Source organism: Xanthomonas sp. NCPPB 3570 (assembly GCF_056725115.1).
In genome coordinates this window covers 2,329,045-2,342,320 of sequence record NZ_CM161513.1, presented here as the reverse complement: position 1 = coordinate 2,342,320, position 13,276 = coordinate 2,329,045, and the positions used below count along the sequence as shown (strand labels likewise).

Annotated in this window: 15 protein-coding genes and 1 riboswitch; of the genes, 8 read left to right on the top strand and 7 right to left on the bottom strand. The window is 68.8% G+C overall.

From position 1 onward, the window contains the following. The first annotated feature begins 27 nt into the window (after positions 1–27). The 7 genes from AC1PLR_RS10295 (at position 28) to AC1PLR_RS10265 (ending at position 6,209) form a co-directional block, all read left to right on the top strand. A complete protein-coding gene (locus AC1PLR_RS10295) occupies positions 28–1,998 on the top strand; it encodes a heme lyase CcmF/NrfE family subunit (protein WP_481103448.1) in 1,971 nt (656 codons plus the stop codon). Next, positions 1,995–2,537 carry a DsbE family thiol:disulfide interchange protein gene (locus tag AC1PLR_RS10290; RefSeq protein WP_481103447.1) on the top strand — a complete coding sequence of 181 codons (543 nt, stop codon included), beginning with the start codon at positions 1,995–1,997 and terminating at the stop codon, positions 2,535–2,537. The genes AC1PLR_RS10295 and AC1PLR_RS10290 overlap by 4 nt, the downstream gene beginning before the upstream one ends. Continuing rightward, positions 2,534–3,010 (top strand): cytochrome c-type biogenesis protein, encoded by a 477-nt coding sequence (locus AC1PLR_RS10285; protein WP_481103446.1) that lies wholly within the window; start codon positions 2,534–2,536, stop codon positions 3,008–3,010. Before AC1PLR_RS10290 ends, AC1PLR_RS10285 begins: the two co-directional genes overlap by 4 nt. After that, positions 3,010–3,657: a tetratricopeptide repeat protein gene (locus tag AC1PLR_RS10280; RefSeq protein ID WP_481103445.1), complete on the top strand. Its 648-nt coding sequence runs from the start codon at positions 3,010–3,012 to the stop codon at positions 3,655–3,657. The genes AC1PLR_RS10285 and AC1PLR_RS10280 overlap by 1 nt, the downstream gene beginning before the upstream one ends. Before the next feature lie 271 nt (positions 3,658–3,928). Beyond that, on the top strand, positions 3,929–4,267 hold the full coding sequence (locus AC1PLR_RS10275) for a DUF3649 domain-containing protein (protein ID WP_481103444.1): 339 nt from the start codon (positions 3,929–3,931) through the stop codon (positions 4,265–4,267). Next, positions 4,264–5,880 carry a PepSY-associated TM helix domain-containing protein gene (locus tag AC1PLR_RS10270; RefSeq protein ID WP_481103443.1) on the top strand — a complete coding sequence of 539 codons (1,617 nt, stop codon included), beginning with the start codon at positions 4,264–4,266 and terminating at the stop codon, positions 5,878–5,880. Before AC1PLR_RS10275 ends, AC1PLR_RS10270 begins: the two co-directional genes overlap by 4 nt. Beyond that, positions 5,877–6,209, top strand: a complete 333-nt coding sequence (locus AC1PLR_RS10265) for a DUF3325 domain-containing protein (protein ID WP_481103442.1) — start codon at positions 5,877–5,879, stop codon at positions 6,207–6,209. The genes AC1PLR_RS10270 and AC1PLR_RS10265 overlap by 4 nt, the downstream gene beginning before the upstream one ends. Positions 6,210–6,250: 41 nt before the next feature. Here the strand turns inward: AC1PLR_RS10265 and AC1PLR_RS10260 are convergent, their stop codons facing one another. From AC1PLR_RS10260 to AC1PLR_RS10230, 7 genes are all read right to left on the bottom strand, one after another. Continuing rightward, positions 6,251–6,592 (bottom strand): DUF190 domain-containing protein, encoded by a 342-nt coding sequence (locus AC1PLR_RS10260; protein ID WP_481103441.1) that lies wholly within the window; start codon positions 6,590–6,592, stop codon positions 6,251–6,253. Beyond that, on the bottom strand, positions 6,589–6,978 hold the full coding sequence (gene crcB / locus AC1PLR_RS10255; protein WP_019801484.1) for a fluoride efflux transporter CrcB: 390 nt from the start codon (positions 6,976–6,978) through the stop codon (positions 6,589–6,591). The genes AC1PLR_RS10260 and crcB overlap by 4 nt, the downstream gene beginning before the upstream one ends. Then, positions 6,975–7,382, bottom strand: coding sequence for a hypothetical protein (locus tag AC1PLR_RS10250; protein ID WP_225851617.1), 408 nt, complete (start codon positions 7,380–7,382; stop codon positions 6,975–6,977). The genes crcB and AC1PLR_RS10250 overlap by 4 nt, the downstream gene beginning before the upstream one ends. Further along, on the bottom strand, positions 7,379–8,719 hold the full coding sequence (locus tag AC1PLR_RS10245) for a voltage-gated chloride channel family protein (RefSeq protein WP_148828699.1): 1,341 nt from the start codon (positions 8,717–8,719) through the stop codon (positions 7,379–7,381). The genes AC1PLR_RS10250 and AC1PLR_RS10245 overlap by 4 nt, the downstream gene beginning before the upstream one ends. An 80-nt stretch (positions 8,720–8,799) precedes the next feature. Further along, positions 8,800–8,870, bottom strand: a riboswitch (Fluoride riboswitch). 58 nt (positions 8,871–8,928) lie between these two features. Then, entirely contained in the window at positions 8,929–10,299 is a 1,371-nt protein-coding gene (locus AC1PLR_RS10240) for a replication-associated recombination protein A (protein WP_148828698.1), read from the bottom strand. A gap of 56 nt (positions 10,300–10,355) precedes the next feature. Continuing rightward, positions 10,356–10,517, bottom strand: a complete 162-nt coding sequence (locus tag AC1PLR_RS10235; protein ID WP_267119756.1) for a hypothetical protein — start codon at positions 10,515–10,517, stop codon at positions 10,356–10,358. Between the two features lie 133 nt (positions 10,518–10,650). Then, the gene (locus AC1PLR_RS10230; protein ID WP_148828697.1) at positions 10,651–11,787 is read right to left on the bottom strand and encodes a hypothetical protein; all 1,137 of its coding nucleotides are present in this window, start codon (positions 11,785–11,787) and stop codon (positions 10,651–10,653) included. A gap of 356 nt (positions 11,788–12,143) precedes the next feature. Here AC1PLR_RS10230 and dmeF point away from each other — a divergent pair, with 356 nt between their 5' ends. Further along, entirely contained in the window at positions 12,144–13,253 is a 1,110-nt protein-coding gene (gene dmeF, locus AC1PLR_RS10225) for a CDF family Co(II)/Ni(II) efflux transporter DmeF (RefSeq protein WP_481103440.1), read from the top strand. Positions 13,254–13,276: the final 23 nt, after the last annotated feature.

The window sequence follows — 13,276 nt, the reverse complement described above, 5'->3', positions numbered from 1 at the left end:
GTCCCGCCGCATCGGGAGCGCCGCGCGATGAGCGCCGAACTCGGCCAGTGCGCGCTGATCCTGGCCTTGCTGCTGGCACTGGTGCAGGGCGTGCTGCCGCTGCTCGGCGCCTGGCGCGGCCAGCGCGCCTGGATGGCGGTGGCCCGGCCGGCCGCCTACGCCCAGGCCGGCTTCGCCTGGCTGGCCTTCGGCCTGCTCGGCTACGTGTTGCTGCAGCTGGATTTCTCGGTGCGCTACGTCGCCGCCAATGCCAACCTGGCGCAGCCCTGGTATTACCGGCTGGCCGCGGTGTGGGGCGCGCATGAAGGCTCGCTGCTGCTGTGGATCGCCATCCTCAACCTGTGGACGGTGGCGCTGGCGCGCAGCGGCCGGCACTTGCCGGAAGCGTTCGCCGCGCGCGTGCTCGGCGTGCTCGGGCTGATTTCCAGCGGCTTCCTGGCCTTCGTCCTGTTCACCTCCAATCCGTTCGCGCGGCTGTCACCGATGCCGCGCGACGGCAGCGAACTCAACCCGGTGTTGCAGGACCCGGGCATGGTGCTGCATCCGCCGGTGCTGTACACCGGCTACGTCGGCTTCTCGGTGGCCTTCGCCTTCGCCATCGCCGCCCTGCTCGGCGGCGAGCAGCAGCAGGCCTGGGTGCGCTGGGCGCGGCCGTGGACCAATGTCGCCTGGGGCTTCCTCAGCGCCGGCATCGTCGCCGGCAGCTGGTGGGCCTATGCCGAGTTGGGCTGGGGCGGCTGGTGGTTCTGGGATCCGGTGGAGAACGCCAGCTTCATGCCGTGGTTGGTCGGCGCGGCGCTGATCCACACCCAGGCGGTCACCGAAAAGCGCGGCGCGCTCGGCGCCTGGACCCTGCTGCTGTCGATCCTGGCGTTCTCGCTGTCGTTGCTGGGCACCTTCCTGGTGCGCTCGGGCGTGCTGACCTCGGTACACGCCTTCGCCGCCGACCCGCGCCGCGGCCTGTACATCCTCGGCTTCCTGGTGCTGGTGGTCGGCGGCTCGCTGCTGCTGTACGCACTGCGCGCGCCACGCCTGGCCGCGGGCAAGCCGTTCGCCGCGCTGTCGCGGGAGACCGCGATCCTGGTCGGCAACCTGATGCTCAGCGTGGCCGCGGCGATGGTGCTGCTGGGCACGCTGTTCCCGCTGCTCGGCGATGCGCTGCGGTTGGGCAAGATTTCGGTGGGGCCGCCCTACTTCGGCCTGCTGTTCCCGTTGCTGATGTTGCCGGTGGTATTGCTGTTGCCGTTCGGCCCCTACCTGCGCTGGGGCCGCACCGAACCCGGCGCACTGCGCGCGGTGGCCGCCCGCGCCGGGCTGGCCGCGCTCGGCTGCGCGCTGCTGGCATGGCTGTTGAGCGCCGGCACGCTGCGTGCGGTGGCCGGCGTCGCCGCCGCGGCCTGGGTCGGCGTCGGCACCGCGCTGTATGCGCTGACCCGCTGGCGCAGCGCACCGCGTGGCCGCCGCTTCCCCGCCGAACTGGCTGGCATGCTGCTCGCGCATGCCGGGGTTGCGGTGTTCGTGGCCGGCGTGCTGCTATCGGAAAGCCTGTCGGTGGAACGCGACGTGCGCCTGGATCCCGGCCAGAGCGCGCAGGTCGGCGTGCACAGCTTCCGCTTCGATGGCGTGCAGTTGATCGATGGCCCCAACTGGAAGGCCGAACAAGGCACGGTGAGCGTGCTGCGCGACGGCGCCGTCGTGGCGGTGCTGCATCCGCAGAAGCGTCTGTACAGCAGCGAACGCATCCAGACCGAGGCGGCGATCGACGCCGGCGTGCTGCGCGACCTGTATGTCGCGCTCGGCGAGCCGGTCGACGACCAGCACATCGAATACGGCTGGACCCTGCGCCTGTACGACAAGCCCTTCATCCGCTGGATCTGGGCCGGCGGCCTGCTGATGATGCTCGGCGGTTTCGTCAGCGCCGGCGCGCGCCGCCTGCGTGCGCAGCCGGCTGCGACAAGCGCTACCGTGCCGGCCGCGCTCGCCGGAGCCGCGCCATGAGCCGGCTGCTGCCGCTGGCCGCGTTCGTGCTGCTGGCCGCGCTGTTCGGATTCGGCCTGTGGTGGAGCCGCAGCCACGATCCGCGCGAGGTGCCCTCGCCGCTGCTGGGCAAACCGGTGCCGGCGTTCGCGCTGCCGCGCCTGGATCGCCCGGACCTGCGCAGCGGCAGCGAGGCGCTGCGTGGCCATCCGTATCTGCTCAACGTGTTCGGCAGCTGGTGCATGGCCTGCAGCGAGGAGCATCCGCTGCTGATGGCGCAGGCGCGGCACCTGGGCGTGACCCTGGTCGGCTACGCCTACCGCGACGATCCACACGACACCGCCGCCTGGCTGGCGCAGCGCGGCAATCCGTATGCGCTGGTGCTGGTGGACGCCGACGGCCAGCGTGCCATCGACCTGGGCGTGTATGGCGCGCCGGAAACCTTCCTGATCGATGCCGACGGCGTGGTCCGCTACAAGCACGTCGGCGTGCTGACGCCGCAGGTGCTGGCCGAGGAAGTACGCCCGGCGATTGCGGCGCTCGGCGGAGCGCGGCGATGAGCGTCCTCGTCGCACGGACGCCCCGGCGCATGCCGTGGTGGCGGTTGCTGATGCTGCTGTGGGTGATAGGCGGCGCAGTGCCGGCCTTTGCCCAGGCGGTCGACCCGCTGCCCTTCAAGGACCGAGCGCAGGAACAGCGTTTCCAGCACCTGACCGCGCAATTGCGCTGCATGGTCTGCCAGAACGAGAACCTGGCCGATTCCGACGCGACCCTGGCGCGCGACCTGCGCCACCAGGTGTTCGCGCAACTGCAGGCCGGGCGCAGCGATGCGCAGATCAAGCAGTACATGGTCGATCGCTATTCGGCCTTCGTGCTGTACGACCCGCCGCTGGCGCCGGGCACCTGGCTGCTGTGGTTCGGGCCGGCACTGTTGTTGCTGGGCGGCGCCGGCGTGATCGTGGCGACGCTGCGCCAGCGCCGTCGCGCCATCGGCGCCGCGACGGCGGAACCGGACGCGGAGGACGCCTGGTGATGCCCGGCTTTGTCCTGGCCGCCGCCGCAATGCTGAGCATCGCCCTGTTCGCGGTGCTGCGCCCGTTGCTCATGCACCACACCGGCGCACGCGCGGAGCGTGGTGTGGCGCTGCTGCTGGCGCTGCTCCTGCCCTTGCTCGGCGCCGGCCTCTACTGGCACATCGGCACACCGACGGCCCTGGCCGGTGTGCCGCTGCAGCCGCTGCCGCCGTCCGCCGCGGATCCGAACGTCCGAGCGCTGCAGGACGTGTTGCAGCAGGCCTGGGACGCACAACAGGCCAAGCGACCGCAGGACGCGCAGCGCGCCTACGCGCAGGCCCTGCGCCTGGACCCGGACAACGTCGAGGCATTGCTCGGTTGGGCGGAGACCGACATGGCACAACACGCGGATCTGGCCGTCAGCCGCGCCGCCCGCGCCATGCTCGACCGGGTCCTGGCGCAGCAACCGGACAACCAGCGGGCGCTGTGGATGCGCGGCATCGCCGCCTTCCAGCAGCAGCGCTACGCCGACGCGGCCGGTGACTGGCGCCACCTGTCGACCCTGCTGCCCGCCGCGTCGCCGCTGCGCGAGGCGGTGGCGCAGAAAATTGCTGCCGCCGACGCGATGAAGGCCAATCGCGCGTCGATGGACGCACCGCAGCGCTGATGCGATCGCAACAACGGTGACGGACGGCGATTCGCTCAGACGGCCTGGTCCAGCAGGTTCTTCAGCGCATCCGCAGCGAACAGCTTGGACGACGCGGTCTGACACGCCACTCGGCGCACCGCGGCAGCCGCTCCAACTACACGGCGCTCCCGGTGGTGATGTCTGCATTTGCGCTGAAGATAGGAATGCGTATCATTAACTGACATCTCACCCACCGCCGCCACGCGCTGTCCTCCGCTGCCCAGCCGGTGCTTCCTCCCAACGGGCATGCATGTCTTCTTCTTCCGCTCCGCTTCGCACCCTTGATGACCCGGCCCCGCCGCGGCGCCGCACCCTGCCGCCCTGGCTGGGCGTGCTGGCACGCACCCTGGCCGCCATCGTCGGCGGCTACGCGCTGGCCGCGGCCACCGCAGTGCTGCTGCCACTGCTGTGGCCGTCGTTGCGTGCGCAGGCGGTGCTGAGCGGCATGATGCTCGGCATCCTGGTCTGCGCCTGCACCGCACTGTGGGCGTTCGCCGCGCGCAGCGCCGGGCGCGCCTGGCTGGGCATCGCCGCGCTGCTGGCGCCGATGGCGCTGGCCATCGCCTGGCTGCAGCAGCACGTACCATGAAGCAGGGATTCCGCCAATCGATGGCCTGGCTGCACACCTGGAGCGGCCTGCTGGTGTCGTGGGTGCTGCTGCTGATCTTCATGGCCGGCACCGCCAGCTATTTCCGCAACGAGATCAGCCAGTGGATGCGCCCGGAACTCCCGCGTGCGCAGCCGAGCACCGACGTGGTCGCCGCACGCGCGGTGGCGCTGCTGCAGCGCGAGGCGCCGCAGTCGCCGCAGTGGTTCGTGTCGCTGGCCAACCCGCGCGCGCCGTTCACCGACCTGTTCTGGCGCAATCCGCCGCCGGCCGACGGCACCCGCCCGAGCCGCAAGGAACTGTTCGGCAACGCCCTGCTCGACCCGGTCAGCGGCGAGGCCAGCCAGACCCGCGACACCCGCGGCGGCGACTTCTTCTACCGCCTGCACTTCGACCTGCATTACATGCCGGCCCTGTGGGCACGCTACATCGTCGGCTTCTGCGCGATGTTCATGCTGGTGGCGATCATCAGCGGCGTGATCACCCACAAGAAGATCTTCAAGGACTTCTTCACCTTCCGCCCGGCCAAGGGCCAGCGCTCGTGGCTGGACTTCCACAATGCCAGCGCGGTGCTGGCCCTGCCCTACCACGCGATGATCACCTACACCGGGCTGGTCACGCTGATGCTGATGTACTTGCCGTGGGGCATCAAGACCGCCTACCCCGACGCCGAGCAAGCGTTCTATGCCGAGGCGTTCCAGGAGCCGCAGAACCTGCGCGAGGCCAGCGGCACGCCGGGGCACATGCTGCCGATCGCGCAACTGCTGGACGTGGCGCGCCGCGAATGGGGCGCGCAGGCGCCGATCGCCGGCTTCACCGTCTACAACGCCGGCGACGCCGCCGCGGCGATCCAGATCCGCCAGGGCGACGGCCAGCGCCTGGGCTACACAACGCCCTCGCTGCTGCTGGACGCGGCCAGCGGGCAGATCCTCGGCCGCAGCGGCGAACTCGGTGCCGCCGCGGAAACCCGCAGCACCCTGTACGGCCTGCACCTGGCGCACTTCGCCGGGCCCTGGCTGCGCTGGCTGTTCTTCGGCTGCGGCCTGCTCGGCTGCCTGATGGTGGCCAGCGGCGCGATCCTATGGGCGGTCAAGGAGCGGCCCAAGCACGCCAAGGCCGGACGCATCGGCCTGGGCCTGCGCCTGGTCGACGCGCTCAACATCGGCACCGTGGCCGGGCTGCCGATCGCCTTCGCCGCCTATTTCTGGGGCAACCGGCTGCTGCCGCTGCATCTGGAATCGCGCCCGGAACGCGAAGCGGCAGTGTTCTTCCTGGCCTGGGCCGCGGCGCTGATCGCGGCCCAGGTGTGGCCGAAGCGCGCGATGTGGGCCTGGCAACTGTATGCGGGCGCGGCGCTGTTCGGCTTGCTGCCGCTGCTCAACGCCCTCACCACCGAGGCGCACCTGGGGGTGAGCCTGCTGGCCGGCGACTGGGCGTTGGCCGGGTTCGACCTGGTCTGCCTGTTCCTCGGCGTGGCCCTGGCGCTGGCCGCACGCCGCATGCAGCGCTGGCAACCGCCGCTGTCGGCGGCCGAACGCCGCGCCCGCGAGCGCGGCGGATCGGCCAAGCCGGCGCTGGCCACGGAGGGCGCATGACCACGCTCGGCCTGTGCCTGGCCTTCTCCGGCTTCGTCGCGCTGTGCCTGGGCATGGAGAAACACCAGCTCGAGCTTTACGGTGCACAGCGCGCATCCGCGCCGCGCCTGCGGCAACTACGGGCTGCCGGCTGGCTGTTGCTCGGCGCGGCATTCGCCTGCTGCGTAACCGCGCGCGGCTGGGGCATCGGCCCGGTGCTGTGGGTGGGCTCGCTCAGCGCCAGCGCGGCGCTGCTGACCCTGGGCCTGCTGCCGTACCGGCCGCGGCTGATCGTGCCATTGGCGCTGCTTGCACCGCCGCTGGGCGTGGGCGCGGCCCTGCTGGGTTGACCTCGACCATGCACCGTCGGCGATGATGCGCCGCAGGTCGCCTAGGCGACCGCCTTGCCCACGCGTCCATACTCGACCGGCACTTTCACGTAGCTCAGATCGAGTTCTTCCTCCGCCAAGGCCTGCATCAGCCGCTGGCAGGCGGCCTCGTCCACCGACACGGTGACCGCGAGTGGCTGTTCGGCCAGCTCGAAAAAGTGCGTGGCGTGCAGGTGGTCGCCGTGATCGAAGCCTTCGAGCCCGCCGATCACCGTGCCGCCGCAGGCGCCATGCGCCTTGGCGAACTGCAGCAACCATTCGCCGATCGGCGCATGTCGGTGCCGCCGCTCCTGTTCGGTGAAGAACGTCAGTTGATAGCCTTGCATCGTCCTCGCCTCGCTCATGCGTTGCGGACCAGTGAGATGGTGAACATGCCCAGCAACGTCATCAGCAGCGAGCCGCCCACATGCATCGCCAGCATTGCCGCCGACCAGCCCAGACGGCCATCGCGCAACAGCAATAACAGCTCGGCCGAGAACGTCGAGAACGTCGACAACCCCCCAGCCAGCCCGGTGATCACGAACAGGCGCCACGCCGGCGACAGCGTCGGCATCGCCGCGAAGAAGGCGATGCCGGCCCCGACGATGTAGGCCGCGATCAGGTTGGACGCCAGCGTTCCCATCGGGATCTGCGGCACCACGCCGTTCATCGCCAGGCTCAAGGCGTAGCGCGCCAAGGCGCCGATCATCGCGCCGATCCCGATCGCGACAATGGTCTGGAGCGTGTTCATGGAGCGGCACCCTGGGCGCGGAAGGCGGAGTGAGAGCCCCCATTGTGCGCAAGCGGCAGCTCGCAGAGGAAGAGCACGGCGTGGACCTTGCGCAACTCCTCGGCATGGTCGGCCACAAAATCGCGCAGGCGCTGCTCGGTGTCCAGCAGTTCCAGGCAATGCGGATGGCGCATGCCGCTCAACTCCGGATGCCGCTGCGACAGACCAGCGCCGGGCAGATAGCCACGCTCGACCGGATGCAGCATGGCTTGGGCAATACGGCTGCGGCGCGCCATCGCCAGCAGGTGATCGGCGAGCGCCGGCGCGGTCAGCCGATGCCAGAAGCGCGTGGGCCGCCCGGCCTTGGTGGAGAACGGAAAATACAGGCGCAAGGCCGCCATCTGCGCTGGAAGCGGCCGGTTCACGGCAACCGCTCCGCGTCGGCGTCCACCGCCGTGTCCTGCACAGGCAACGGCCGGCGCCGCAACTGCCCCAGGTCGGCGATCCGCAGCGCCTCCGGCATCGGACCTGCGGCGCGACGATGCTTGCCGTGCCCGACGCGTTGCGCGTGATAGATGCCGGTGTGCCCCGAAAACAGGAAGGCGGTGACGCAGCCGATCGCCGCCAGCGGTCCGATATCGGCGCCGAACAGTTCCATCGCCATCAACGTGGTGGCGATCGGCGTGTTGGCCGCTCCCGCGAAGACCGCCACGAAGCCGATGCCGGCAAGCAAGGGGAACGGCAGGTGCAGCAGCGGCGCCAGCGCATTGCCCAGGGTCGCGCCGATGTAGAACAAGGGCGTCACTTCCCCACCCTTGAAGCCGCTGCCCAGCGAGGCCACGGTGAACGCGAACTTGCCCAGGAAATCCCACGGCGCCATCGGCTGCCGAAAGGACCGCACGATGTCGGGAATGCCCAGTCCGACATAGTGGTAGGCATCCAGCGCCCACACTGCCGTGGCGATCACGATGCCACCAAGGGCCGGTCGCAGGGGCGCATACGCGACCGTGCGCTTGACCAGTCCACCGACGTGGTGCGTCGCGGTGGCGAACAGCATGCCGACCAGGCCGAACACGATGCCCGCGGCGACCACGGCCATCACGCTGGCGCCGCTTACCGGCACCACCTGGCCGATCGCATACGCGGTGTGCTGGACGCCCCAGGCGCGGCACACCTGGTCGGCGACGATCGCGGCGACGACGCAGGGGAACAGCGCGTCGTAGCGCATGCGGCCGATCGCCAGCACTTCCAGGCCGAACACCGCGCCCGCCAGCGGCGTGCCGAACACCGAGGCGAAACCGGCGCTGATGCCGGCCATCAACAGCATGCGCCGGTCCGGACGCTGCAGACGCAGCACATGCGTGAGCTGGTCTGCCAAGGCCCCGCCCATCTGCACCGCGGTCCCTTCGCGACCCACCGATGCGCCGAACAGGTGCGACACCACCGTCCCACCCAGTACCAGCGGCACCATCCGCAGCGGCACGACCTTCTTCGGATCGTGGATCTCGTCGATGATGAGGTTGTTGCCGCCATCGACCGCCTTGCCCAGCAGGTGGTAGACCAGGCCGACGCCGAATCCGGCGACGGGCAGCAACCAGATCGCCCAGCGATGCGCTTCGCGCCAGGCCGTGGCGCCGTCGAGGGAAAACAGGAACAACGCCGACGCGCTGCCTGCCAGCGTGCCGACGATCAGGGCAATAACCAACCATTTGCCCAGGTAGGGCAGCAATTCGAACTGTTCCAGGCGTTGCAACTTGGGCATCGGTCCTCTCCTCATCCACGGATTGGGCCGACCGGAGCGAGGGATGCGGACGCGCGCGCCTACAGCCCCGACCTGGTCGGGCGACTGTAGGCGTCATCAACCACGCCGAGCGCGTGGTGGTTAAAGGAGGAACGCCATCTCCTGCCGCGAGTATGCGGGGCGTTGCGCGCGGGTGTCCAGCGGCATCGCGCGCCGCGGTTCGGTGGCCGTCAGCCGCGCGTCCCGGCCTTCTCTGCCCGCGCCTGCTCGCGCGCGGCGCGCAGGCGGTCGAGCTTGTCCTTGAGCTTGATCTCCAGGCCGCGCTCCACCGGCCGGTAGTACACGCGCTCGCCCATCGCATCGGGGAAGCCGGTCTGGTCCAGGGCGATGCCGCCTTCGGCGTCGTGGTCGTACTGGTAATCCGCACCGTAGCCCAGGGTCTTCATCAGCTTGGTCGGCGCGTTGCGCAGATGCAGCGGCACCTCCTGGGTGCCGGTCTCGCGCACCTCGGCCTTGGCCTGGTTGAACGCGGCATAGCCGGCGTTGGACTTGGCGGTGCTGGCCAGGTACAGCACCAGTTGCGCGAAGGCCAGTTCGCCTTCGGGGCTGCCCAGGCGCTCGTAGATGTCCCAGGCTTCCAGCGCCATCGACTGCGCACGCGGGTCGGCCAGGCCAATGTCCTCGATCGCCATGCGGGTCAGCCGCCGCGCCAGGTAGGACGGGTCGCAGCCGCCGTCGAGCATGCGTGTGAGCCAGTACAGCGCCGCATCAGGATTGGAACTGCGCACCGACTTGTGCAGCGCCGAGATCTGGTCGTAGAACTGCTCGCCGCCCTTGTCGAAGCGGCGGGTGCGGTCGGCCAGCACCTGCTGCAGGGTCTGCGCGGTGATCTCCCCGCCCTCGTCCTGGGCCAGCTCGGCGGCGATTTCCAGCAATGTCAGCGCGCGCCGCACGTCGCCATCGGCGGCGCCGGCGATCTCCAGCAAGGCCGCATCGGAGACCTGCAGGTGCTCGGCACCGAGCCCACGCTCTGGATCGTGCAGCGCCCGCTGCAGCGCCTCGGCGATGTCCTGCGGCGACACCGCCTCCAGCACGTGCACGCGGCAGCGCGACAGCAGCGCCGAATTCAGCTCGAACGAGGGATTCTCGGTGGTGGCGCCGACGAACAGGATGGTGCCGCGCTCGATGTGCGGCAGGAACGCGTCCTGCTGCGCCTTGTTGAAGCGGTGCACCTCGTCGACGAACAGCACCGTGCGGCGGCCATCGGCGAAACGCTGCGCGGCCTCGGCCAGTACCCCCCGCACCTCCGGCAGGCCGGACAGCACCGCCGAGATCGCCTTGAACTCGGCTTCGGCGTACTGCGCCAGCAGCAGCGCCAGGGTGGTCTTGCCGCAGCCGGGCGGCCCCCACAGGATCATCGAATGCACGCGTCCGGACGCGACCGCGCGGCGCAACGCGCTGGTCGGCGCCAGCAGGCGCTTCTGCCCGACCATCTCGTCGAGCGTGCGCGGTCGCATGCGCTCGGCCAGCGGGCGCATGGCCTCGCGGTCGACGCTCAACAGGTCTGGGGTATCGGAAGCGAAGGGTCTGCGTTTGGCCATCTGCCCATTCTATCGCCGCGGCCCGTATACGCCGTGCTGCGGCCGGCAGTCGGCGTTCAGCCGACCAGGATGCGAAGGAGCGGCCAGTGATACAGACGTGCGATGTCGCGCAGGATCGACGGTTCCAGGCCGGTGCCGTTGTCCCTGTTGGTCATCACCACTACGCCCTGGCAACGCGGCGCATTTATTCCATAGATCGCGCGATAGCCTGCATTCACACCGGTGTGTGAAAAACAAGGTTTCTCCGGTGTCCAAAGCCGCGGAGCGGAACCCCAGGCCAAACGGCTTGGGGAACGCGCTCTGCGGCCGCGCGCATCCTCGACGGTGCTATCTCGGCGCTAGCGCTTTAGCTCATTTTAGCAGTCGGGCGACCTTCGCCTTGAGCGCGGCAATGCGCCGCGAAACCGACGCGTGGCCGCGCAGACCCGACTCGCGCGCGATGGTGGAAGCACTCTTGCCAAGCCGCAGAGCTACCATCAAGCGACGCTCTTTTTGATCGAGCATTGCGATCACATCGCGGAATAGAACCTGCTCGTACGGCTCGTTGGGCTCCAGCGCGTAAGCCGGGGCATCGTCGATGGTCTCGACTAGATCGACTTTCAATTTGGCCCGCTTGGAATAGAAGCTGCGCTCGAAATCCTCTTTGATCCAGGAGTTCGCGCCCGAGAAGTCCTCGTGCATCCGGTGGCGGTGCAGCAACTCAATCACCGGATCGAGCGACTCAAGGACCCCGTCGCCGTCAATCGCGCTTTGAAGCACCTCCTCGCGCTCGTCGGCATCAAACTCGTCCCAGATGTCGCCGCCTATTAGTGGCCGCTGGATATCGAACAGGTGTCTCTCTTCTTCAGGCAGGTCGGCCAAGATACCGGCGCGTAACTCTGGTAGCGGCCTCCAGGTCTCGTCTTCGTGCGTAGTGGGAGCGAAGAACTCATCACGCCTTGCCAGTGCTAGGCGATATAGGCGGTGTGCCCAGTACAGGGTGTCGCCGGCGAGCAGTCGCAGCGGCGAGCGCGCGTTGAAGGCGCCTTTACCCAAACGCGCTCGCGGAGACAAACGCGTCCAGATGTAGTGCGCAAATGCAGTTCGTGCCCGCGGACCGTAGTCCGCCGGCAAGTCGTTGTGCATGTACATCAGGCCCATCATGGAGCGTCGGCGTTCGAGACCAGCCTTGGCCAGGATGTCATCGGGCAACAGGCCGGCCAGCATGACGTCGAGCTCGGAGTTCCCGCCGTAGGTCGGCACCAGGATCATGTTCGGGTTGCGCCGCTCTTCAAGATAAGGCACGAACGGCTTCAACCCTTCGATGGCTTTTCCCGACCGCACAAATCCTGCCCTTTGCGTGGCATTCCAATCGTGTAGGTGAGCCGTCCATTCCAGGCGACCTGTCGCCGGCTCGGATAGGAACGCGAGCTCGAGTGGACCGTGCTCCCATCGATCTATCTGGGTAATTTCGGCCTGGTAAAAGAACGCATTGGAAATTGAACGCATGGATATCCTCGGAATAGGGGAACTCCTTCCTATCCGGCACAAGTATGAGCAGTTGTGACCTAGAGGTAGCAGCGATGTCCGTTCGCACCACGATTAGCACGCCATTTGAGATGCGTAAAATTTCAGAATTTACCGAATTATCAGTGTCTTAGCGGATATTTTGCTATATTCTTAGTTATCCTCCAACAGCCCTTATTAGGCTGCGTGCCGCGGTCGTGTCCAGTGCGGAACGGCAGAGCCGGCATCGAAGTGGGCGGTGGCGATGCGGAGCGGCCGCCATCTCGACGCGCCCGCCGCCGCGCCGTAGGGCGCCGGCGCTAGAATCCGCGGCATCCCCCTGCCTGGCCGACCCCGCCATGAGCCACCACGACACCCTGGACACCTTTACCCACCAGCACGACTTCCTCGGCACGCGCCACGAGCGCAATGCGCGCCGCACCTGGTCGGTGGTGGCGCTGACCGCCGCGATGATGTTTGTGGAGATCGTCGCCGGCTGGTGGACCGGCTCGATGGCGCTGCTGGCCGACGGCCTGCACATGGCCACCCACGCCGGGGCGCTGTCGCTGGCCGGCTTCGCCTACTGGTTCGCGCGCCGGCACCGGCACAACCCGCGCTTCACCTTCGGCACCGGCAAGGTCGGCGACCTGGCCGGCTTTTCCAGCGCGCTGATCCTGGCGCTGATCGCCCTGGGCATCGGCGTGGAGTCGGCACTGCGCCTGGCGCAGCCGGTGCACATCGCCTACGACGAGGCCCTGTGGATCGCGGCGCTGGGCCTGCTGGTGAACCTGCTCAGCGCCTGGATGCTGGGCGCCGATCACCACCACGATCATGGGCATGGACATGGACATGGACATGGACATGGGCACGGGCATCATCACGACCACGCCCATGCCGCGCATCGGCATGACGACCATGCGCACGCGCACCACGATGGGCACGATCACGATTACGCGCACAGTCACGACCATCACCACCCGCACGATCACCACGGGCATGCGCACGCCCATGCCGCGCCCGCGCACAGCCACGACCGCCACGCGCACGCCGACCACAATCTACGCTCGGCCTACATGCACGTGCTGGCCGACGCGCTGACCTCGGTGATGGCGATCGTCGCCCTGTTGCTGGCCAAGTACCTGGGCTGGACCTGGACCGATGCGTTGATGGGCATCGTCGGCGCCATCGTCATCGCCCGCTGGTCGCTGGCGCTGCTGCGCGACACCGGCGCGGTGCTGCTCGACGCCTCGGCGCCGGCGGCGCTGCAGGCGCAGATCCGCGACCGCCTGCAGCAGGACGACGAGCGCATCGCCGACCTGCACGTGTGGCGGGTCGGCCCCGGCCAGCACGCGGCGATCGTGTCGCTGGTGACGCACAAGCCGCGGCCGGCGGCGTTCTACCACGCGCGCCTGCAGGACGTGGCCACGCTGGGCCACGTCAGCATCGAAGTGCAGACCTGCCCGGACTGACCGGGCAAACCGCCGCGCACCGA

Coding starts and splice junctions, on each gene's coding strand:
- AC1PLR_RS10245 (WP_148828699.1), bottom strand. CDS start 8,719: ATGCCCAAGTTGCAACGCCTGGAACAGTTCGAATTGCTGCCCTACCTG.
- AC1PLR_RS10230 (WP_148828697.1), bottom strand. CDS start 11,787: ATGCGTTCAATTTCCAATGCGTTCTTTTACCAGGCCGAAATTACCCAG.
- AC1PLR_RS10285 (WP_481103446.1), top strand. CDS start 2,534: ATGAGCGTCCTCGTCGCACGGACGCCCCGGCGCATGCCGTGGTGGCGG.
- AC1PLR_RS10275 (WP_481103444.1), top strand. CDS start 3,929: ATGTCTTCTTCTTCCGCTCCGCTTCGCACCCTTGATGACCCGGCCCCG.
- AC1PLR_RS10290 (WP_481103447.1), top strand. CDS start 1,995: ATGAGCCGGCTGCTGCCGCTGGCCGCGTTCGTGCTGCTGGCCGCGCTG.
- dmeF (WP_481103440.1), top strand. CDS start 12,144: ATGAGCCACCACGACACCCTGGACACCTTTACCCACCAGCACGACTTC.
- crcB (WP_019801484.1), bottom strand. CDS start 6,978: ATGAACACGCTCCAGACCATTGTCGCGATCGGGATCGGCGCGATGATC.
- AC1PLR_RS10265 (WP_481103442.1), top strand. CDS start 5,877: ATGACCACGCTCGGCCTGTGCCTGGCCTTCTCCGGCTTCGTCGCGCTG.
- AC1PLR_RS10280 (WP_481103445.1), top strand. CDS start 3,010: ATGCCCGGCTTTGTCCTGGCCGCCGCCGCAATGCTGAGCATCGCCCTG.
- AC1PLR_RS10295 (WP_481103448.1), top strand. CDS start 28: ATGAGCGCCGAACTCGGCCAGTGCGCGCTGATCCTGGCCTTGCTGCTG.
- AC1PLR_RS10270 (WP_481103443.1), top strand. CDS start 4,264: ATGAAGCAGGGATTCCGCCAATCGATGGCCTGGCTGCACACCTGGAGC.
- AC1PLR_RS10260 (WP_481103441.1), bottom strand. CDS start 6,592: ATGAGCGAGGCGAGGACGATGCAAGGCTATCAACTGACGTTCTTCACC.
- AC1PLR_RS10240 (WP_148828698.1), bottom strand. CDS start 10,299: ATGGCCAAACGCAGACCCTTCGCTTCCGATACCCCAGACCTGTTGAGC.